We start from the raw sequence: 19,116 nt of genomic DNA, 5'->3' as shown, positions 1-19,116 counted from the left end.
CCGCCATGGTAGAGGGCGGCGGCGATGCCCGGCAAGCCGGTAAAACCTGCGGCTGCACGGGCGAGCGCCTATGGCGCGACGCAGGTCGCGGTCAGCCCGCCGTCCACCACCAGCTCCTGCGCCGTGATGTAGCGGGCCTCGTCCGAGGCGAGGAACAGCGCCGCATGGGCGGTGTCCCAGGCATCGCCCATGTGCCCCATCGGGCATTGCGCGTCGCGCCGGGCGATCATCGCCTCCTCCCCGCCATAGGCGGCGGCGAGCGGCTTGCGGATCATCGGCGTGTTCATCAGCCCCGGCGACACGCAATTGGCGCGGATGCCGAGCGGGGCATATTGCAGGGCGATGTTGCGGGTGAGCCCGACGATCGCCGCCTTGGAGGCCGAATAGGCGGCATAGGGAAAGCCGATATAGCGGGAGGCGGCGATCGAGGCGACATTGACGATGGCACCGCTTCGCTGGCGCTCCATCACCGGCAGCACATGCTTGCAGGTGAGGAAGACGCTGGTCTGGTTGACGGCGATCACCCGGTTCCAGCTCTCCTCGGAGGCCTCCACCGGCCCGCCGGTTTCCGAGATGCCGACATTGTTGTGCAGGATGTCGATGCGGCCGAAATGGGACAGGCAGGCCTCGACCATCGCCGCGACCTCGGCGGAGGCCGAGACGTCGGCCTGCGCCGTCTCGCAGGTGCCGCCTTCGGAGCGGATGATGTCGCGCGTCTCCGCCGCCGCGCGCTCATTGCGGTCGACGGCAAGGATGCGCGCGCCGCTGCGCGCGAAAAGCACCGCCGCCGCCTTGCCGTTGCCCCAGCCCTCTCCGGACGACCCGGCGCCGACGACGAGGGCGACCTTGCCGGCCAGGCGGCCAGCCGAACTATCTGTCATGTGGAAACCGTCCGTTGTGCTGCCTTGCAATACGTGCCTTGACGCGAAAAGTCCGGGGCGGGCGGGGCCCGTCCCGGATCGCAAGGAAAGCCGGAGCGGAGGATCGCCGCCGCTCCGGCCGCTCGCGAAGGAGAGGCTATTCCGCCGCCTGGCGCAAGGACTGGGCGTAGCGGGCGAGGGCATCGTCCTCCACCGGCTCGATCGGCGTGAAATCGCGATGGGCGATATAGTCCGGCCGGGTCGGCTTGCGGATCGCGTTGGAGACGGTGGACAGCGTCAGGTAGACGATCTTGCGCGGATAGGGCGTGATGTTGCCCGACGAGCCATGCACCAGATTGCCGTGGTGGATCAGCAACCCGCCGGCCTTGCCGGTCGGGGCGACGATGCCGCCCTTGGCGGCAAGCTCGGTGACCGTGTCGTTGTCGAGCGTCCACAGGCCGTAGCTGGTGGTCGTGGTGTCGTATTCCGACTTGAGCTGGCCGTGGGTGTGCGAGCCGGCGATCAGCATCAAGGGACCGTTGATCGGCAGCACGTCGTCGAGGAACACGGAGATGTTCATCGCCCGCGGCTCGGGCATCCCGTCGTCCTTGTGCCAGGTCGGGAAGTCCTGGTGCCACTGCCAGACGTCGCCGGTGAAGGCGGCCTTCGCATTCACCTTGAACTGGTGCATGTACAGCTCTTCGCCGAAGATCTGGCGCACCGGCTCGATCAGCCGCGGATGGCGGCCGAGCAGGCGGAAGGCCTCGTTGTAGGTGTGGCAGGCGAAGGCCGTGCGCGGCGTACCGTCCTTCTCGCGCCAGATCTCCTTGCGGTCCTCGTCGAAGATGCCATTGGCGGCCTCGCGCAGAACCTCGACCTCTTCGCGAGAGAAGGCCTCGGGCAGGAACAGGTATCCCTCCCGGTTGAACTCGTCGAGTTGCTCCTGTGTCAGTTTCATGTGGCGTTCCTCCTCTTCGCCACGGCGCTCAGGCCGTGTTCCTCAGCGTTCGCCCGGCGGTGAGACGGGCCTCCGTCTCCCGTCCGGCATTTTCCGCGTGGGCTCTTGCGGCCTCTTCCGCGGCCTTGTCGCCGGCCTCGATCAGGCGGGCGATCTCCCGATGCTGCTCCCACGCCGTCTCGCGGAAGCCGCCGATGTCGAGCACCAGCCGCATCGACCGCGTCATATGCGAGAACTGCGGCTCGAGCGTCTCGGCGATCCGGCGGTTGCCGGACAGGACGATGACCTGGTTGTGAAAGGCGACGTCGAGCGAAATCCGCTCGGCGACCGGGGTGTCGCCGTCGAAGCGCTCGGCCTGCTTCAGGATTGCGGCGAGCCGGCGCAGCTCCGCCTCAGGGACGGTGCCCTCGGCGACGCGGGCGGCGGCGAGCCCGGCGGCGAGCCCGTCCAGCGCCGCGCGCACCTGGTAGATCTGGCGCAGATGCACCGGGTCGATCTCGGTGACCTTCAGCCCCTTGCGGCCGGTCTCCTCGACCAGCCCGTCGCGCTTGAGCAATTGCAGCGCGTGGCTGACCGGCTGGCGCGACACGCCGAGCCGTTCGGCGAGCTCCGCCTGGCGGATGCGCTCGCCGGGGGCAAGGTCCGCCAGCGCGATGGCCTGTCGCAGCCGGTCGTAGACGCGGTCCACCAGGATCGGGCTCTGGTCGATGAGTTCCATGGACATGCCTTGCGTCCCCCCTTGGCGCTCCCCTTTGGCGTCTCCCCTTGGCGCCCCCTGGTGCCCCCCTTGGTGCCTCTGTGCTGGTGCGGTCGCCAGATCGCAGCCGTCGTCTCATCCCACGCCGAACGCCCGCCGGGCAATGGTTGCCCGGCAACGGTTACAGGGACTGCCGCGCCGCCGGACGCACCGCGGGTAGAGTTCGGGAGGCCCGCATCGGGCACCCGGCGGCGCGGCCCTTGGGGACGGACCTGTCCCTGACACGGCGAGAGGCCGTGTCCTCCGCTGTCTCCGCGGCGTCCGGGATCCGCCTCGCCGGTTCGGGGCCGGCTGGAGCGGAGCCGGACCGGCCGGCGGTCTGGCGATGGGGCCAACGGAGCCCGGTTGCCGGCAGGGCCGGCGAAATGGGTCGACGCTCCGGCGTAAAGACCGGCGAAAGACTGGCGAGAGACTGGCGAGAGGCCAGTGACGCTGCCGGGTCGCACGGAGCGGCGGGGCCGAAGGGAAGCGACGGGCACCCACTAAAGGAATTCGGAATTCCAAATTCCGTTGACCTCACCCTGCCGCATCGGCGGTGGCCTGTCAACCGGATCGGAATTCGGAATTCCAAAAATTCGTGCAGGCCGCGCCCTCGCGGTGCTTTCTCGGGCCGCGTCCTCGGGTCTCCTCCGGCCGCGCCCCGGCCGCCCACCTTTCCCAGCGTCATTCCGGGCAAGGCGAAGCCGCGACCCGGAACCGGCGAGCCGAGGCCTGTCGGACGTGCTCCCGAAAGCCCCCGTGAGCGCCGTGGCTCCCCGATCCCGCATCTCCGCTTCGCTGCGTGCGGGATGACGCGGGGAGGGGTCTCGCGCCCTCGCCGCCGCTCTGGGAACGAATAGCCCCCGGCTCTGCGGCTTCGCCTGCGGCCGGGGTGACATCGGTGGGTGGGATGACCGGCGCGTGCTTGCGTGCGACCGGGGTTGATGCCCGAGAGGATGCGAGGTGCTGCCTCCCTCCCGTCCGTCTTTCGCAACGCGGCGAGGAAAGCACGTCATCCGCCCCGCCCGCAGGATGTCGTCCCGGTTCGGCGTGGGCGCGCAACCCGCTAAGACGCGGGGATGACGGGTGCGGCGTGCAGGGGGCGGCGAGCGCAGGCGAGGCGGGTGTTTCGCGGTGCCGGGCGGTGCAACCTGAGGAAAGCTTCGCCGGCTTACAGACTTGACGGGGGTTGCGTTGTCATCCAGCCTTCACACAGGACGCATAACAGACATCCGGTCCCTAATGGATGCAGACCGCGCCCCAGTGGAGGAACGTAGATGACCATGCACCTGACGAAGCTCGCCGGCATGGCGAGCGTTGCCGCCCTGCTTGCCGGCCTGATGGCCGCCACTCCGGCACAGGCCGAGTTCAAGCTCGACAGCCGCTACACCGATGCCGACGGCGACATGATCGCCGACATTCCTTCCGATCCCGCCCAGCAGGTCGACCCCTCGACGCTGATCTTCGCCTATACCCCGGTCGAGGACCCGGCCGTCTATGCCGAGGCCTGGGCCGATTTCCTGGCTCATATGGAGACCGTCACCGGCAAGAAGGTGCAGTTCTTCCCAGTGCAGTCGAACGCCGCCCAGATCGAGGCGATGCGCGCCGGCCGCTTGCATATCGCCGGCTTCAACACCGGCTCCAACCCGCTCGCCGTCGCCTGCGCCGGCTTCCGCCCCTTCACCATGATGGCCAAGGCCGACGGCTCCTTCGGCTATGAGATGGAAATCATCACCTATCCGGGCTCGGGCATCGAAAAGGTCGAGGACATCAAGGGCAAGACGCTGGCCTTCACCTCCGAGACCTCGAATTCCGGCTTCAAGGCGCCGTCCGCCCTGCTGCAGGCGGAATATGGCCTCGTCGCCGGCACCGACTACCAGCCGGCCTTCTCCGGCAAGCATGACAACTCGATCCTCGGCGTCGCCAACAAGGACTACCCGGCGGCCGCCATCGCCAACTCGGTGATGACCCGGATGATCGAGCGCGAGGTGGTCAAGCCCGAGCAGATCGTGACCATCTACAAGTCGCAGACCTTCCCGACCACCGGCTACGGCATCGCCCACAACCTGACGCCGGAGCTGCAGGAGAAGATCAAGGAAGGCTTCTTCAGCTTCAAGTGGGAGGGCTCGTCGCTGGAGAAGGAATTCTCCAAGTCGGGCGAGGCGCAGTTCATCCCGATCACCTTCAAGGACACCTGGGCCGTCATCCGTCAGATCGACGAGGCGAGCGGCGTGTCCTACACCTGCCAGTAAGTCTCTGGCCGGCCGGGCGCGGGGACCTGTCTCCGCGCCCGGCCCCGACATGACCGGCCTCCCGGCCCGACAGACCTGGCCCTCTCCCCGGATCCCCGCATGCTGACAGTCGACGCGCTTACCAAGACCTACAAGACCGGTGACAAGGCGCTGAGGTCGGTCAGCTTCACCGTGCCGAAGGGGCAGGTGCTCGGCCTGATCGGCCCGTCCGGCGCCGGCAAGTCGACCCTCATCCGCTGCATCAACCGCTTGGTCGAGCCGACCGAGGGCCGGGTGCTGCTGGGGGACCTCGACATCACCGCGCTGCCGGCCGGCGACCTGCGACGGGCGCGGCGGCGGATCGGCATGATCTTCCAGGAATACGCCCTGGTGGAGCGGCTGACGGTGATGGAGAACGTCTTGTCCGGCCGCCTCGGCTATGTCGGCTTCTGGCGCTCCTTCCTGCGCCGCTTTCCCGGCGAGGACGTGGAGAACGCCTTCCGCCTGCTCGACCGGGTCGGCCTGATCGACCATGCCGACAAGCGCGCCGATGCCCTGTCCGGCGGCCAGCGCCAGCGGGTCGGCATCGCCCGCGCGCTCGCCCAGGATCCCGAACTGCTGCTGATCGACGAGCCGACCGCCTCGCTCGACCCCAAGACCTCGCGCCAGATCATGCGGCTGATCGTCGAGATCTGCGCCGAGCAGGACCTGCCGGCGATCATCAACATCCATGACGTGGTGCTGGCCCAGCAGTTCACCCAGCGCATCATCGGCCTGCGGGCCGGCGAGGTCGTGTTCGACGGCGCCCCCGAATTGCTCGACGAAAGCGTGCTGACCCGCATCTATGGCGAGGAGGACTGGACCGCCATGCGCCGCGCGGCGGAGGAGGACCACCATGCCGAGCGCGACGCGGCCGAGCGCATGGCCGGGATGGTCTGAGCCATGACCGCCACCGCCAAGGCCTACCCCCGCCGCTGGCGCCGCCCGGCGACGATGATCCCCGATCCGCGCTGGCGCTACGGGCTCTACGCCGCCATCCTCGTCTATCTGGTGCTGGCCGTCGGCTCGGTCGAGGTCAACTGGATGCGCGTGTGGGACGGGCTCGACCGCGGCTGGCGCTTCGTCCAGGGCTTCCTGCAGCCGGACTTCACCAGCCGCTGGAAGGACATCCGCGCCGGCATGATCGAGAGCCTGACCATGACGGTCACCTCGACAGTGGCCGGCGTGCTGATCTCCGTCCCCATCGGCATCGGCGCGGCGCGCAACATCGCCCCGCGCGCGGTCTATTACGTCTGCCGCGGCATCATCGCCGCGAGCCGCGCCCTGCAGGAGATCATCATTGCCATCCTGCTGGTGGCGATGTTCGGCTTCGGACCCTTTGCCGGCTTCCTGACCCTGTCCTTCGCCACCATCGGCTTCCTGGCGAAGCTTCTGGCCGAAGACATCGAGGACATCGACGAGGCCCAGGCCGAGGCGATCCGGGCCACCGGCGCCTCCTGGTGGCAACTGGTCAACTATGCGGTCCAGCCGCAGGTGATGCCGCGGCTGATCGGCCTGTCGCTCTACCGCTTCGACATCAACTTCCGCGAAAGCGCGGTGATCGGCATCGTCGGCGCCGGCGGCATCGGCGCGACGCTGAACACCGCCATCGACCGCTACGAATACGACAGCGCCGGCGCCATCCTGCTGATCATCATCGTCGTGGTGATGTTCGCCGAATATTCCTCCAGCCATATCCGCAAGTGGGTGCAGTGACATGCCGGTGACGCAAACCGAGAACGGCCCGGTCTGGCGCCTGCGCACCCCGCGCGCCCGTCTTGCCCTGTGGGCCGGCTGGTTCGCCCTGGTCGCCGTCACCGTCTGGTGCTGGCAGGTGATGACCAGGGACACGATCTGGCTCTTCGTCCTCGATGCCCCGCAACAGGCGGCCGACATCGGCTCGCGCATGTTTCCGCCGCGCCTTGCCTATATCGAGCGGCTGCTCTGGCCGCTATGGGACACGATCAACATGGCGACGCTCGGCACCCTGCTCGGGGTCCTCATCGCCACGCCCATCGCCTTCCTGGCCGCGCGCAACACCTCGCCGAGCCTGCTGATCGCCCGGCCGATCGCGCTGTTCATCATCGTCGCCTCGCGCTCAATCAACTCGCTGATCTGGGCGCTGCTGCTGGTCTCGATCCTCGGCCCCGGCCTGCTCGCCGGCATCATCGCCATCGCGCTGCGCTCCATCGGTTTTGTCGGCAAGCTGCTCTACGAGGCGATCGAGGAGACGGAGGCGAGCCAGATCGAGGCGATCCAGGCGACCGGCGCCGGCGGCGCGCAACTGCTCAACTACGGCTACTGGCCGCAGATCGCGCCCGCCTTCTGGGGCATCTCGGTGTTCCGCTGGGACATCAACATCCGCGAGAGCGCGGTGCTCGGCCTTGTCGGCGCCGGCGGCCTCGGCCTGCAGCTCCAGGCCTCGCTCAACGTGCTGGCCTGGCCGCAGGTGACGACGATCCTGCTGGTCATCCTGGCGACGGTGGTGTTCAGCGAGTGGGTCTCGGCCAAGGTCCGCCACGCCATCATCTGATGGGGCTGCGGATCAGCTCCGCCGCTCCAGCGCCAGCCGCAGGCCGAAGCCGATCAGCACCGCGCCGGTCACCCCGTCGAGCGAGCGGGTCACCGCCGGGCGCTTGAGCAGGCCGGTGATCGGTCGCGTCGCCAGGGTCAGCAGCGCGAACCAGGCGATCCCCATCGTCGCGTGGATCGCGGCAAGGCCGACGCTGAACGCGACCACCGGCACGCCCTCGGCAGTGAACTGCGGCAGGAAGCTGACATAGAACACGCCGACCTTCGGGTTGAGCAGGTTGGTCAGCAGCCCGCGCCAGTACCAGCCGCGGCCGCGGCCGCCGCCGGTTCCCCCCGCCCCCTTGGCGCTCGCCATCGCCGCCAGGTGCCGCGCCCGCTCCGGCGACAGCGCCGCGCGCAGCATGCCGATGCCGAGCCACAGCAGATAGGCGGCGCCGGCGATCCGCAGCAGCAGATAGGCGGTCTCCGAAACCGCGAGCACCGCGCCGAGCCCGAGCGCGGCCATCAGCCCCCAGGCGAGAACGCCGGTCGAGACGCCGGCGCCGGCCAGCATCGCCTGTCCCGGCCCTTCCACCGCCGCCGTGCGCAGCACCAGGGCGGTGTCGAGGCCGGGCGTCAGCGTCAGCAGCGCGGCGGCAAGCGAAAAGGCGAGAACGGCGGAGAGCGGATCCATCGGCAGCATCCTGACGGGAGCGGTGCCCGCAAGGGCGCGGGGCGGCATCCGCAAGGGATCGCATGGCTCCGCCGGCCGGCCAAGCGCTTTCCTCTCAACCGGCGGTGAGGGGCTTTCACGTGCCCCGTGTCCCGTGCCCCGTGTCCTGGGGGCCTGCCGCGCCGCGGGCCTGACGAGGGCCTTAGGTATTTTCGCGTATTGCTCTTGCGGAGGCCGGGGGCGGATGCTGCTCTCTCATCAAAGCCCGCCGACCGACGGGCCCCCCGACATATGAGATCCGCGATGACCGCCACCGGACAGGATGCGCGCAAGCCCTCCGCGCATCGTCCCCACTCCCAATCCGCCGCACCCGATCCGGCGGCCCTGTTCACCCCCAAGCTCGTCACCGTGTTCCGGGAGGGCTATGGCCTTGCCGCGCTCAGGGCCGATGCGATCGCCGGCCTGACCGTCGCCATCGTCGCGCTGCCGCTGTCCATGGCGATCGCCATCGCCTCCGGCGTCGCCCCGGCGCAGGGGCTCTACACCGCCATCGTCGGCGGCTTCCTGGTCTCGGCGCTGGGCGGCAGCCGCTTCCAGATCGGCGGCCCGGCCGGGGCCTTCATCGTGCTGGTCGCCGCGACGGTGATGCAGCACGGGGTCGAGGGGCTGATCCTTGCGACCTTCCTGTCCGGCCTGATCCTGATCGGCGTCGGCGCGCTGCGGCTCGGCACCTATATCAAGTTCATCCCCTGGCCGGTGACGGTCGGCTTCACCGCCGGCATCGCCGTCATCATCCTCGCCTCGCAGGTGAAGGATCTCTTCGGCCTGACGCTGGACGGGCCGGAACCGGGCCCCTTGCTGGAAAAGCTGCCGGTGCTGTGGCGGGCGCTGCCCGGTTTCGAGCCGGCCGCAGCCTTGCTCGCCGGCGGCACGATCGCGGTCATTCTCGGGCTGAAGCGCTGGCGGCCGCACTGGCCGGGCCTGCTCATCGCCGTCACCCTCGCCTCGCTGGTCACCTGGGCCGCGGGCCTGCCGGTCGACACCATCGGCTCGCGCTTCGGCGGCATTCCGAGCGGATTGCCGGTGCCCGCCCTGCCGGACATCTCCTTCGAGCGGATCGTCGCGGTGCTGCCGGCGGCGGTCTCCTTCGCCCTGCTCGGCGCGATCGAATCGCTGCTCTCCGCCGTGGTCGCCGACGGCATGACCGGCCGCCGTCACCGGTCGAATTGCGAGCTGGTCGGCCAGGGCGTCGCCAATATGGGCTCGGCCCTGTTCGGCGGCTTCTGCGTCACCGGCACCATCGCCCGCACCGCGACCAATGTCCGCGCCGGCGCCATCGGCCCTGTCGCCGGCATGCTGCACGCCCTGTTCCTGCTCGCCTTCATGCTGCTGGCGGCGCCGCTCGCCTCCTACATCCCGCTGGCGAGCCTTGCCGGCCTTTTGGCGGTGGTCGCCTGGAACATGGCCGAGCGCCATGCCATCACCATGCTGCTGCGCACCTCGCGCGGCGAGACGCTGGTCTTCGCCGTCACCTTCCTGCTGACCATCTTCCGCGACCTGACCGAGGCCATCGTCACCGGTTTCGCGCTCGGCTCGGTCCTGTTCATCCACCGCATGTCGCAGATCGCCGGGGTGCGCCGGCTGCCGCTGGTCTCGGAGGACCAGGCGGACACCAGCGCCGACGGCGGCCTGCCCTATGACGGGGCGGCGGCCGACCCGCAGGTGGTCGTCTATCGCATCACCGGCGTGTTCTTCTTCGGCGCGGCCGCGTCGATCGGCTCGGTGCTGGAGCGCATCGCCGACACCCACCGGGCGCTGGTCATCGACTTCTCGGCCGTGCCCTTCCTCGATTCGACCGCCGCCAATACGGTGGCAGGCCTTGTCGACAAGGCGACACGGCGGGGCATCAACGTGGTGCTGTGCGGTCTGGAGAAGGGATTGCGCCGCCCGCTGGTGGCGCAGGGACTGGTGCCGCCGAAGGTGACGTTCGCCGCCGATGTCGAGGCGGCGATGGCGGCCCTGCGGGCCGCGCCTCAGGCGGAAGTGCGGCGGTAGACCCACACCCGCGCGGGCGGCAGGTTCTTGAGGATCCAGCCGCTGCGCTGCACGGAGAAGACGCGCGGCTCCGGTGCCACGGGCGGCACCAATGCGTAGGAGAACTGGATGAACGGGGCGCCGGGCTGCAGCAGCTCGAACGCCTGCATCAGGAGCGCGCGGCGCTCTTCCCTCGGGCGCGAGAACAGCGGCATGGAGGAGACGATGCTGGCGAGCGTGCCCGGCTCGACATCGGCCAGCGTCTCGCGCAGCCGGTAGGCGTCGCCGCGCACGATCCTCATGTCGGGATAGCGGCGGGCGAGCAGGCGGCAGAAATCCTCGCTGTATTCCAGCGCGATCACGCGGCTTTGCGGAATACCGCGCTCGAGGATCGCGTGGGTGACGACGCCGGTGCCGGGGCCGAGTTCCAGCACCGGGCCGGGGCGCTCGGCCTCCACGAAGCTCGCCATGCGGCGCGACAGATCGGGTCCGGAGGGGCTGACCGCCCCGGTGGTGAGCGGTTTTTCCGCCCAGCTTCGGATGAAGCGCAGCTCGTCGGCGACCTTGGTGGACAGGCCTTTGACCTTGCGCGCGGGCGTGCTGAGCATGCTGAAATCCCATCCCTTTCGAAATCCGGAGACGGGCTTGCACCCTGCTCCACCCGCCAAGGTGGTCCCCGGCCGTGGTGAAATCAAGGCAGGAAGCGGTCCTGACCCTGGTTCGTGTCCGCCGCGATCGGCCGCATGAAGACGAAGGCCAGCTTGTTGCCGTCGGGATCGCGCGCATAGCCGCCGAAGAACGCCGGCCCGTATTGCGGGCGCGGGCCCGGTGCGCCTTCGTCGCTGCCGCCATGGGCAAGGGCCGCGGCATGGAGCTGCCGGACCATCGCCTCGCAGGAGGCGCGCAGCGCCAGCATCGCGCCGTTGCCGACCGAGGCCTCCCGGCCGTCGAACGGCGCGCCGACCACCAGCGCGCCGCGCGCCGGATCGTCGAACGAGCCCCAGGCCGCGCCGGTCTCGCCGCTCCAGCAGCGCGGCTCGCCGAGGATCGCCATCAGCGCGTCATAGAAGCGGATCGACCGGGCCAGATCGCTTGTCCCGAGTGTCGCATAGGAGAACATCGTCCCTCCGTTCCGTGCCCCCTCGGATCGCCCCGGTTGCGACCCTCACTTGCCGAGCGTGTCGAGGAAGTCCTTCACCCGCGCGAAGAAGCCATGCGACTCGGGATGGGTCTCGCCGGAGGATTCCTGCTCGAACTCGGCCAGCAGCTCGCGCTGGCGGCGGGTCAGGTTGGTCGGCGTCTCCACCGTCACCTGGATATAGGCATCGCCGAGCTGCTGCGAGCGCATCACCGGCATGCCCTTGCCCTTGAGGCGGAACTGCTTGCCGGTCTGGGTGCCCTCCGGCACCTTGACCCGCATGGTCTCGCCGCCGAGCGTCGGCACCTCGAACTGGCCGCCGAGCGCGGCCGTCGTCATCGACACCGGCACCCGGCAATAGAGATCCGCCCCGTCGCGCTGGAAGAAGGCGTGCGGGCGGATCGACAGGAAGATGTAGAGATCGCCGGACGGGCCGCCGCGCAGGCCGGCCTCGCCCTCGCCGCCGAGGCGGATGCGGGTGCCGTCCTCGATGCCGGCGGGAATGTTCACCGACAGGGTGCGGTTGACGGTCTTGCGGCCGGCGCCATGGCAGTCGGGGCAGGGGTCGGAGATCACCTGGCCGCGGCCCTGGCAGGCGGTGCAGGTGCGCTCCAGCGTGAAGAAGCCCTGCGAGGCGCGCACCCGGCCCGAGCCGCCGCACACGCGGCAGATGGTCGGGGCGCTGCCCGGCTTGGCGCCGGAGCCGGAACAGGTCTCGCAGGTGATCGAGGTCGGCACCTCGATCTCCACCGTCTTGCCGGCAAAGGCCTCTTCCAGCGAGATTTCGAGGTTGTAGCGCAGGTCCGCGCCGCGATCGCGGCCGCCGCGCCGCCCGCCGGACATGCCGAAGAACTCGTCGAAAATATCGGACATGGCCGAGGCGAAGTCGCCGGGGCCGCCGCGCCCGCCGCCGAAGCCGCCATTCTCGAAGGCGGCATGGCCGAAGCGGTCATAGGCGGCGCGCTTCTGCTCGTCCTTCAGCGTGTCATAGGCTTCGCTGACCTCCTTGAAGCGGTTCTCCGCCTCCGCGTCGCCCGGATTGCGGTCCGGGTGATACTGCATGGCCAGCTTGCGATAGGCGCTCTTCAGCACCGTGCCGTCCGCGTCGCGGGCAACGCCGAGGACTTCGTAATAGTCGCGCTTTTCCATCAGGATGTTCCGTCACGTCGCCCCGCCATGACGGCACGGGGAGCGGCGCCGGGCGGTGGCGCGAGGGGCGCCGCAAGGGGGTGGAGGATCGGCTGCCTCATATCCGGATGTCACTCTCCAGCGTCTGGGTCGCGCCGGCCTGGGCGCCAGCGGGGGAACTCGGCCGCTCCGCGCGGCGGAACGGGGATCAAACACGGACAAGGGCAGCCGGACGAAAGGCCCGCTGCCCTTACCCGCTCCTTGGCGGCCGGAACCATGCCGTTCCGGCAGGCCGGCGGCGCGGCGCGTCCCGACACCGGGGGCCGCGTCGCCGCTCAGTCAGGTCAGGCGGACTTCTTGTCGTCCTCGTCGCGCACTTCCTCGAAGTCCGCGTCGACCACGTCGTCATCCGCCCTGGAGGCGTCGTCGCCGGCAGCGCTCTCGCCGGCGTCCTCGGCCGCCTGGGCCGCCTTGTACATCGCCTCGCCGAGCTTCATCGAGGCTTCGGCCAGCGCCTGGGTCTTGGCCTGGATATCCTCCAGGTTCTCGCCCTCCAGCGCCGACTTCAGATTGGCCATGGCCGTCTCGATGGCACCCTTCTCGTCGGCCGAGACCTTGTCGCCATAGTCCTTCAGCGACTTCTCGGTCGAGTGGACGAGCGCCTCGCCCTGGTTCTTCGCCTCGACGAGCGCCTTGCGCTTCTTGTCCTCGTCGGCATGCGCCTCGGCGTCCTTGACCATCTTCTCGATGTCGGCGTCGCTGAGGCCGCCCGAGGCCTGGATGCGGATCTGCTGCTCCTTGCCGGTGCCCTTGTCGCGCGCCGACACGTTGACGATGCCGTTGGCGTCGATGTCGAAGGTCACCTCGACCTGCGGCACGCCGCGCGGCGCCGGCGGAATGCCGACCAGGTCGAACTGGCCGAGCATCTTGTTGTCCGCCGCCATCTCGCGCTCGCCCTGGAACACCCGGATCGTCACGGCGGTCTGGTTGTCCTCGGCGGTGGAGAAGGTCTGGCTCTTCTTGGTCGGGATCGTCGTGTTGCGATCGATCAGGCGGGTGAAGACGCCGCCCAGCGTCTCGATGCCGAGCGACAGCGGGGTCACGTCGAGCAGCAGCACGTCCTTGACGTCGCCCTGCAGCACGCCGGCCTGGATCGCCGCGCCCATGGCCACGACCTCGTCCGGGTTGACGCCCTTGTGCGGCTCCTTGCCGAAGAAGGTGGTCACGACCTCCTGGATCTTCGGCATGCGGGTCATGCCGCCGACAAGGACGACCTCGTCGATCTGCCCGGCGACGATGCCGGCATCCTTGAGCGCTGCCTTGCACGGCTCGATCGTGCGCTGGACGAGATCCTCGACAAGGCTCTCGAACTTGGCGCGGGTCAGCTTCATCGTCAGGTGCTTCGGCCCGGAAGCGTCGGCGGTGATGAAGGGCAGGTTGATCTCGGTCTGCGACGAGGAGGACAGCTCGATCTTGGCCTTCTCGGCCGCCTCCTTGAGGCGCTGCAGCGCGAGCTTGTCGTTCTTCAGGTCGATGCCCTGGTCCTTCTTGAACTCCGAGGCGAAGTAGTCGACGAGGCGCATGTCGAAGTCCTCGCCGCCGAGGAACGTGTCGCCATTGGTCGACTTCACCTCGAAGACGCCGTCGCCGATCTCCAGGATCGACACGTCGAAGGTGCCGCCGCCGAGGTCATAGACCGCGATGGTCTTGCCGTCGTTCTTGTCGAGACCGTAGGCGAGAGCTGCCGCCGTCGGCTCGTTGATGATGCGCAGCACCTCGAGACCGGCAATCTTGCCGGCGTCCTTGGTGGCCTGGCGCTGGGCGTCGTTGAAATAGGCCGGAACGGTGATCACCGCCTGCTCGACCTTCTCGCCGAGATAGCTTTCGGCGGTTTCCTTCATCTTCTGCAGGATGAAGGCGGAGACCTGCGAGGGAGAATACTTCTCGCCGCTCGCCTCGACCCAGGCATCGCCATTGTCGGCGCGCACGATGTTGTAGGGGACGAGCTTCTTGTCCTTCTCGACGGTCGGGTCCTCGTAGCGGCGGCCGATCAGGCGCTTCACCGCGAACAGGGTGCCGGTCGGGTTCGTCACCGCCTGGCGCTTGGCCGGCTGGCCGACGAGCCGCTCGCCGTCGTCGTTGAAGGCGACCATGGACGGGGTCGTCCGCGCGCCTTCGGAATTCTCGATCACCTTGGGATTTTTGCCGTCCATGACGGCGATGCACGAATTGGTCGTGCCGAGGTCGATACCGATGACCTTTGCCATATTGCCCTCTCTTTCCAGCAAGCCGGTCGGACCCGTTGCGGCATCGGACCGGCCCCTCTTTTCGGTTCATGGTGACGGGCCGGCTACGGGGCGGGCCCGCATGTCGGAACACGTCGGCAGAACGTGACCGCTATATATGTTGGGCGCTTGCGCATCGCAAGGCTGGCGCGCCGGGCGCGCCCATCGTGCGCTCTGGCCCCGGTCCGCTGGGCCTGCGCCGGGAAACCGCGACGGCCGGCCGATGTTGCAATGCAGCGCAAACCTCCGTAGAAGTCCCATTACGTAGTCCGCCGAGGGGTGGCCCTGCATCCCTTGCGTCCTCCCGCGCCATTTTGCGGATGCCGCCGGACCCCTCTCGACCAGCAAACCATCTGCATGGCCGCGCCTGCCGCGCTGCCCGGCACCAGACCGGATGGCCCGATGTTTTCCCTGTCCTCCTATGCGCGGGACTGGACCGGCAATGTCCGCAAGGACCTCTTGGCCGGCCTCGTCGTCGCGCTCGCCCTCATTCCCGAGGCGATCGCCTTTTCCATCATCGCCGGCGTCGACCCCAAGGTCGGCCTCTATGCGTCCTTCTCCATCGCCGTGATCATCGCCTTCGTCGGCGGCCGGCCGGGCATGATCTCGGCCGCGACGGCGGCGACCGCCGTGCTGATGGTGACGCTGGTCAAGGAGCACGGCCTGCAATATCTGCTCGCCGCCACGGTGCTGGCCGGCCTGCTGCAGATCCTTGCCGGCCTCCTGAAGCTCGGGGCTGTGATGCGCTTCGTCTCGCGCTCGGTGATGACCGGCTTCGTCAACGCGCTCGCCATCCTGATCTTCATGGCGCAGATCCCGGAACTGATCGGCGTGACCTGGCTGACCTATGTGATGGTCGCCGCCGGCCTTGCCATCATCTACCTGTTTCCGCGCCTGACGACGGCGGTGCCCTCGCCGCTGATCTGCATCCTGGTGCTGACCGCGCTCACCCTGGCATTCGGGCTGGACGTGCGCACCGTCGGCGACATGGGCGCCCTGCCCGACACGCTGCCCGTCTTCCTGATCCCCGACATTCCGCTGACCCTCGAGACGCTGCTGATCATCCTGCCCTATTCGGTGGGCGTCGCGGCCGTCGGCTTGCTGGAATCGCTGATGACCGCCTCGATCGTCGACGATCTCACCGACACGCCGAGCGACAAGAACCAGGAATGCATCGGCCAGGGCATCGCCAACACGGCGACCGGCTTCATCGGCGGCATGGCCGGCTGCGCCATGATCGGCCAGTCGATGATCAACGTGAAGTCGGGCGGCCGCGGGCGCCTGTCGACCTTCGCCGCCGGCGCGATCCTGCTGTTCCTCATCGTCGTGCTGGGCGAGTGGGTCGGCCGCATTCCGATGCCGGCGCTGGTGGCGATCATGATCATGGTGTCCGTCGGCACCTTCAGTTGGTCGTCGATCCGCAATCTCAAGGACCATCCGCGCTCCTCCTCCATCGTCATGCTGGCGACGGTGGCCGGCGTGGTGCTGACCCACAACCTCGCCATCGGCGTGCTGATCGGCGTGCTGCTGTCGGGCATCTTCTTCGCCTGGAAGATCGCGCAGATCTTCCGCGTCACCTCGACCCTGTCGGCGGACGGGCGCACCCGCACCTATGTTGTCGAGGGGCAGGTGTTCTTCGCCTCGGCCGAGGCCTTCACCAAGGCCTTCGACTTCCGCGAGGTGCTGGAAAAGGTGATCATCGATGTCGGCCGGGCGCATATCTGGGATATCTCGGCGGTGGCCTCGCTCGACATGATCGTGCTGAAGTTCCGCCGCGAGGGCGCCGAGGTCGAGATCGTCGGCATCAACGAGGCGAGCGAGACCATCGTCGACCGGCTCGCCATTCACGACAAGCCGGGCGCGCTCGACCGCCTGATGGGCCACTGAGCCGAGCGGAGGACACCCCATGACCAAACTGATCGCGCTGGTGGACGGCTCCGTCTATTCCCGCAGCGTCTGCGAGCATGCCGCCTGGATTGCGGCACGCGCCGGCGAGGGCGCCCGCGTCGAAGTGCTGCATGTGCTCGGAAGGCGCCAGGCCGAGGGCGGGGCGGCGAACCTCTCGGGCAACATCGCGCTCGGCGCCCGCACGGCGCTGCTCAACGAACTGGCCGAGCTCGACGAGCGGGCGGCGAAGCTTGCCAAGGCGCGCGGCCGGGCGATCCTCGACGATGCGGCCAAGGTGCTGGACGAGGCGGGCGTCGCGGATGTCACGACGCGGCTGCGCTCCGGCGATCTGGTCGAGACGCTGGCGGAGATGGAGGCGGAGGCCGATCTCGTCATCGTCGGCAAGCGCGGCGAGGCGGCGGATTTCGCCAGGCTGCATCTCGGCTCCAACCTGGAGCGGATCGTCCGCGGCGCCCGCAAGCCGGTCTTCGTGGCCGCGCGCGGCTTCCGTCCGATCAAGCGCCTGCTGATCGCCTATGACGGCGGCACCAGCGCGCTGAAGGCGGTCGATCACATCGCCCGCAGCTCCATTCTCGCCGGGCTCGACTGCCACCTTCTGACGGTCGGCCAGGAGACGCCCGAGCTGCGCCGCAGCCTGGAGGGCGCGGCGGCGATGCTGAAGGGCGGCGGCTACCGCGTCACCGCCGACATTCGCCCCGGCCAGCCGGAGACGGTGATCTCGGAAGCGGTGGAAAAGGACGGCATCGACCTGCTCGTCATGGGCGCCTACGGCCATTCGCGCATTCGCTCGCTGATCATCGGCTCGACCACGACCGAGATGGTCCGCTCCTGCAAGGTCCCGGTCCTGCTGTTCCGGTGACCCGGCGCCGCGCACCCGGCGGCTGGCAAAGCCGCCGGGCTGCGATATAAGGCTGTGGAGCCGGGCCGGCGCGCCCGGACGGGACAGCGACAGCCAACGAGCAGCGAGCAGCGACAGATGAGCAGCGACACCGGAAACCTGGAACCGGACGATCTGGAGACCCGCGTCGCGGCGGGCGATCCCTTCGTGCTGTTCGGCGAGTGGCTGGACCTGGCGAGCGCCAAGGAGCCGAACGATCCCAACGCCATGGCGCTGGCCACCGCTGGCACCGACGGCCTGCCGGACGTGCGCATGGTCCTGCTCAAGGGCTTCGACGAGAACGGCTTCGTCTTCTACACCAACACCCAGTCGCAAAAGGGCGGCGAACTGGCCGAGAACATGCAGGCTGCCGGCGTCTTGCACTGGAAGTCGCTGCGCCGCCAGGTCCGCTTTCGCGGCCCGGCCGAGTTCGTGACAACCGAGGAGGCCGACGCCTATTTCGCCTCGCGGCCGCGCGACAGCCGCATCGGCGCCTGGGCGAGCCAGCAGTCGCGGCCGCTGGAAAGCCGTTTCGCGCTGGAAAAGGCGGTGGCGAGATACGCCGCGCGCTTTGCCATCGGCGAGGTGCCGCGCCCGGATCACTGGACCGGCTACCGCATCCGCCCCCTCTATATCGAGTTCTGGATGGACCGGCCGTTCCGCCTGCACGACCGCCACATCTTCCGCCGCGAGCGGCCCGAGGGCGGCTGGGTGACCGAGCGCTTCTATCCCTGAGCCGCGTCCTGCGCGCCGGCCGCGGCCGGCGGCACGGCGAGCACGTCGACCGTCGCGATCCGCAGCACTTCCATCGCCACCGATCCGACCACCAGCCCGGCAAGGCCGGTTCGGCCGCGCGTGCCCACCACCACGAGGTCGGCGCCGATCGCCCGTGCCCGGCTGCAGATGTCATGTGCCGGCAGCGTCTCGATATGGCGGACGACCTCGCCGGTCGGGGCAAGGCCGGTGTCCCTGAGGAAGGCCGACAACTCGCCCGCCGCGCTGCGGCCGACCTCGGCAAGATGCGCCCGCAGCTTCGGCGTCGAGATCGAGGAGCGCAGCATCAGCCGGACTTCCGGCGCGTCGAACAGATACAGCACGGAGAGCTGCGCCCCCTGGCACAGGTCGAGGCCGGCGAGCCGCCGCGCCGCGTCCGCCGAACAGTCTGACAGGTCGGTGGCGAACAGGGCGTGGGCGTAGGCGCCGGCGGGAACGCCGTTTGCCATCAGCACCGGAACCGGGCTCGCGCGGATGATGCGCTCGGCCGTGGTGCCGAGGAAGGTGTCCATCAGCGGCCGCCGGCGATGCGGGCCAACGACGATCAGCCCGGCCTCCGCCTCCCTGGCCGCGGCGATCACCCCCTCGAAGGGGGCGCCGGTGACGATCCTTGCCTCGCAGTCGAGCCCGTCAACCTCGCGGAAGGTGCGCGCCTGCTCGGCCAGCAGCGCCGTCGCCGCCGCCGTCTCGGCGGCGATCTTGCGCTCGGCCTGGTCGTCGTCGACGGTATGGACGAGGACGAGCCGGGCCCCGCTGCGCCGGGCGAGCAGCGCGGCGCGCCGCAGCGCCCGGTCGGAACGGGTGGAAAAGTCCGTCGCGGCGAGGATCGTGGTCATCGGTGCAGGGCTCCCCTTCGATCTTTCCGGCCAACTTTGCGGCGATTCTTCCGGATCGGACGCAGGTCCGTCACGTCACCGGCCTACGCCTATATCGTCGCAGCGGGTCGGGAAAGCGATCCGGAAAA

17 protein-coding genes are annotated in these 19,116 nt (G+C 69.0%); 8 read left to right on the top strand and 9 right to left on the bottom strand.

What is annotated here, in order from left to right:
* Nucleotides 1-68 precede the first annotated feature (68 nt).
* The 3 genes from P2PM1_RS13075 to P2PM1_RS13065 all read right to left on the bottom strand — a co-directional run bounded on the left by P2PM1_RS13075 (nt 69) and on the right by P2PM1_RS13065 (nt 2,542).
* Nucleotides 69-881 (bottom strand): SDR family NAD(P)-dependent oxidoreductase, encoded by an 813-nt coding sequence (locus P2PM1_RS13075; protein ID WP_186399322.1) that lies wholly within the window; start codon nt 879-881, stop codon nt 69-71.
* Nucleotides 882-1,017: 136 nt separating this feature from the next.
* Nucleotides 1,018-1,818, bottom strand: a complete 801-nt coding sequence (locus P2PM1_RS13070) for a phytanoyl-CoA dioxygenase family protein (protein WP_186399321.1) — start codon at nt 1,816-1,818, stop codon at nt 1,018-1,020.
* Nucleotides 1,819-1,846: 28 nt separating this feature from the next.
* A complete protein-coding gene (locus tag P2PM1_RS13065) occupies nt 1,847-2,542 on the bottom strand; it encodes a GntR family transcriptional regulator (RefSeq protein ID WP_244301497.1) in 696 nt (231 codons plus the stop codon).
* A gap of 1,319 nt (nt 2,543-3,861) precedes the next feature.
* Here P2PM1_RS13065 and phnD point away from each other — a divergent pair.
* The 4 genes from phnD to phnE (P2PM1_RS13045) all read left to right on the top strand — a co-directional run bounded on the left by phnD (nt 3,862) and on the right by phnE (P2PM1_RS13045) (nt 7,357).
* Nucleotides 3,862-4,806 carry a phosphate/phosphite/phosphonate ABC transporter substrate-binding protein gene (phnD, locus tag P2PM1_RS13060; protein WP_186399450.1) on the top strand — a complete coding sequence of 315 codons (945 nt, stop codon included), beginning with the start codon at nt 3,862-3,864 and terminating at the stop codon, nt 4,804-4,806.
* 99 nt (nt 4,807-4,905) lie between these two features.
* Nucleotides 4,906-5,724: a phosphonate ABC transporter ATP-binding protein gene (phnC, locus tag P2PM1_RS13055; RefSeq protein WP_186388543.1), complete on the top strand. Its 819-nt coding sequence runs from the start codon at nt 4,906-4,908 to the stop codon at nt 5,722-5,724.
* 3 nt (nt 5,725-5,727) lie between these two features.
* Entirely contained in the window at nt 5,728-6,540 is an 813-nt protein-coding gene (gene phnE / locus P2PM1_RS13050) for a phosphonate ABC transporter, permease protein PhnE (protein ID WP_186395460.1), read from the top strand.
* Between the two features lies 1 nt (nt 6,541).
* On the top strand, nt 6,542-7,357 hold the full coding sequence (phnE, locus tag P2PM1_RS13045; RefSeq protein ID WP_186399320.1) for a phosphonate ABC transporter, permease protein PhnE: 816 nt from the start codon (nt 6,542-6,544) through the stop codon (nt 7,355-7,357).
* A 12-nt stretch (nt 7,358-7,369) separates the two neighbouring features.
* On the opposite strand, the gene P2PM1_RS13040 is transcribed toward phnE (P2PM1_RS13045), so the two are convergent.
* The gene (locus tag P2PM1_RS13040; protein WP_186399319.1) at nt 7,370-8,029 is read right to left on the bottom strand and encodes a LysE family translocator; all 660 of its coding nucleotides are present in this window, start codon (nt 8,027-8,029) and stop codon (nt 7,370-7,372) included.
* A 282-nt stretch (nt 8,030-8,311) separates the two neighbouring features.
* On the opposite strand from P2PM1_RS13040, the gene P2PM1_RS13035 reads away from it, so the two are divergent.
* Nucleotides 8,312-10,063, top strand: a complete 1,752-nt coding sequence (locus P2PM1_RS13035; RefSeq protein WP_186399318.1) for a SulP family inorganic anion transporter — start codon at nt 8,312-8,314, stop codon at nt 10,061-10,063.
* On the opposite strand, the gene P2PM1_RS13030 is transcribed toward P2PM1_RS13035, so the two are convergent.
* The 4 genes from P2PM1_RS13030 to dnaK form a co-directional block, all read right to left on the bottom strand.
* A complete protein-coding gene (locus P2PM1_RS13030; RefSeq protein WP_186399317.1) occupies nt 10,042-10,650 on the bottom strand; it encodes a class I SAM-dependent methyltransferase in 609 nt (202 codons plus the stop codon). The genes P2PM1_RS13035 and P2PM1_RS13030 overlap by 22 nt on opposite strands.
* Before the next feature lie 83 nt (nt 10,651-10,733).
* Entirely contained in the window at nt 10,734-11,162 is a 429-nt protein-coding gene (locus P2PM1_RS13025) for a VOC family protein (protein WP_186399316.1), read from the bottom strand.
* 45 nt (nt 11,163-11,207) lie between these two features.
* Nucleotides 11,208-12,329 (bottom strand): molecular chaperone DnaJ, encoded by a 1,122-nt coding sequence (dnaJ, locus tag P2PM1_RS13020; protein ID WP_186388550.1) that lies wholly within the window; start codon nt 12,327-12,329, stop codon nt 11,208-11,210.
* A 323-nt stretch (nt 12,330-12,652) separates the two neighbouring features.
* Entirely contained in the window at nt 12,653-14,575 is a 1,923-nt protein-coding gene (gene dnaK / locus P2PM1_RS13015) for a molecular chaperone DnaK (protein ID WP_186395456.1), read from the bottom strand.
* Nucleotides 14,576-14,995: 420 nt separating this feature from the next.
* Between dnaK and P2PM1_RS13010 the strand changes: the two genes are divergently transcribed.
* The 3 genes from P2PM1_RS13010 (at nt 14,996) to pdxH (ending at nt 18,113) form a co-directional block, all read left to right on the top strand.
* Nucleotides 14,996-16,480: a SulP family inorganic anion transporter gene (locus P2PM1_RS13010; protein ID WP_186399315.1), complete on the top strand. Its 1,485-nt coding sequence runs from the start codon at nt 14,996-14,998 to the stop codon at nt 16,478-16,480.
* A gap of 19 nt (nt 16,481-16,499) precedes the next feature.
* Complete coding sequence (locus P2PM1_RS13005) at nt 16,500-17,360, top strand: universal stress protein (RefSeq protein ID WP_186399314.1); 861 nt, start codon at nt 16,500-16,502, stop codon at nt 17,358-17,360.
* A 117-nt stretch (nt 17,361-17,477) separates the two neighbouring features.
* Nucleotides 17,478-18,113: a pyridoxamine 5'-phosphate oxidase gene (gene pdxH / locus P2PM1_RS13000; RefSeq protein ID WP_186399313.1), complete on the top strand. Its 636-nt coding sequence runs from the start codon at nt 17,478-17,480 to the stop codon at nt 18,111-18,113.
* Here the strand turns inward: pdxH and P2PM1_RS12995 are convergent.
* Nucleotides 18,104-18,988, bottom strand: a complete 885-nt coding sequence (locus P2PM1_RS12995) for a universal stress protein (protein WP_186399312.1) — start codon at nt 18,986-18,988, stop codon at nt 18,104-18,106. The genes pdxH and P2PM1_RS12995 overlap by 10 nt on opposite strands.
* Nucleotides 18,989-19,116: the final 128 nt, after the last annotated feature.

It is taken from the genome of Stappia sp. P2PMeth1, assembly GCF_900185735.1.
Lineage (GTDB): Bacteria > Pseudomonadota > Alphaproteobacteria > Rhizobiales > Stappiaceae > Stappia.
This window is presented reverse-complemented; position numbering and strand designations above follow the sequence as displayed.

Bases quoted from the DNA above. Each gene is read 5' to 3' on its own strand.
- P2PM1_RS13075 (WP_186399322.1), bottom strand. From the start codon at position 881: ATGACAGATAGTTCGGCTGGCCGCCTGGCCGGCAAGGTCGCCCTCGTC.
- P2PM1_RS13070 (WP_186399321.1), bottom strand. From the start codon at position 1,818: ATGAAACTGACACAGGAGCAACTCGACGAGTTCAACCGGGAGGGATAC.
- P2PM1_RS13065 (WP_244301497.1), bottom strand. From the start codon at position 2,542: ATGTCCATGGAACTCATCGACCAGAGCCCGATCCTGGTGGACCGCGTC.
- phnD (WP_186399450.1), top strand. From the start codon at position 3,862: ATGGCGAGCGTTGCCGCCCTGCTTGCCGGCCTGATGGCCGCCACTCCG.
- phnC (WP_186388543.1), top strand. From the start codon at position 4,906: ATGCTGACAGTCGACGCGCTTACCAAGACCTACAAGACCGGTGACAAG.
- phnE (WP_186395460.1), top strand. From the start codon at position 5,728: ATGACCGCCACCGCCAAGGCCTACCCCCGCCGCTGGCGCCGCCCGGCG.
- phnE (WP_186399320.1), top strand. From the start codon at position 6,542: ATGCCGGTGACGCAAACCGAGAACGGCCCGGTCTGGCGCCTGCGCACC.
- P2PM1_RS13040 (WP_186399319.1), bottom strand. From the start codon at position 8,029: ATGGATCCGCTCTCCGCCGTTCTCGCCTTTTCGCTTGCCGCCGCGCTG.
- P2PM1_RS13035 (WP_186399318.1), top strand. From the start codon at position 8,312: ATGACCGCCACCGGACAGGATGCGCGCAAGCCCTCCGCGCATCGTCCC.
- P2PM1_RS13030 (WP_186399317.1), bottom strand. From the start codon at position 10,650: ATGCTCAGCACGCCCGCGCGCAAGGTCAAAGGCCTGTCCACCAAGGTC.
- P2PM1_RS13025 (WP_186399316.1), bottom strand. From the start codon at position 11,162: ATGTTCTCCTATGCGACACTCGGGACAAGCGATCTGGCCCGGTCGATC.
- dnaJ (WP_186388550.1), bottom strand. From the start codon at position 12,329: ATGGAAAAGCGCGACTATTACGAAGTCCTCGGCGTTGCCCGCGACGCG.
- dnaK (WP_186395456.1), bottom strand. From the start codon at position 14,575: ATGGCAAAGGTCATCGGTATCGACCTCGGCACGACCAATTCGTGCATC.
- P2PM1_RS13010 (WP_186399315.1), top strand. From the start codon at position 14,996: ATGTTTTCCCTGTCCTCCTATGCGCGGGACTGGACCGGCAATGTCCGC.
- P2PM1_RS13005 (WP_186399314.1), top strand. From the start codon at position 16,500: ATGACCAAACTGATCGCGCTGGTGGACGGCTCCGTCTATTCCCGCAGC.
- pdxH (WP_186399313.1), top strand. From the start codon at position 17,478: ATGAGCAGCGACACCGGAAACCTGGAACCGGACGATCTGGAGACCCGC.
- P2PM1_RS12995 (WP_186399312.1), bottom strand. From the start codon at position 18,988: ATGACCACGATCCTCGCCGCGACGGACTTTTCCACCCGTTCCGACCGG.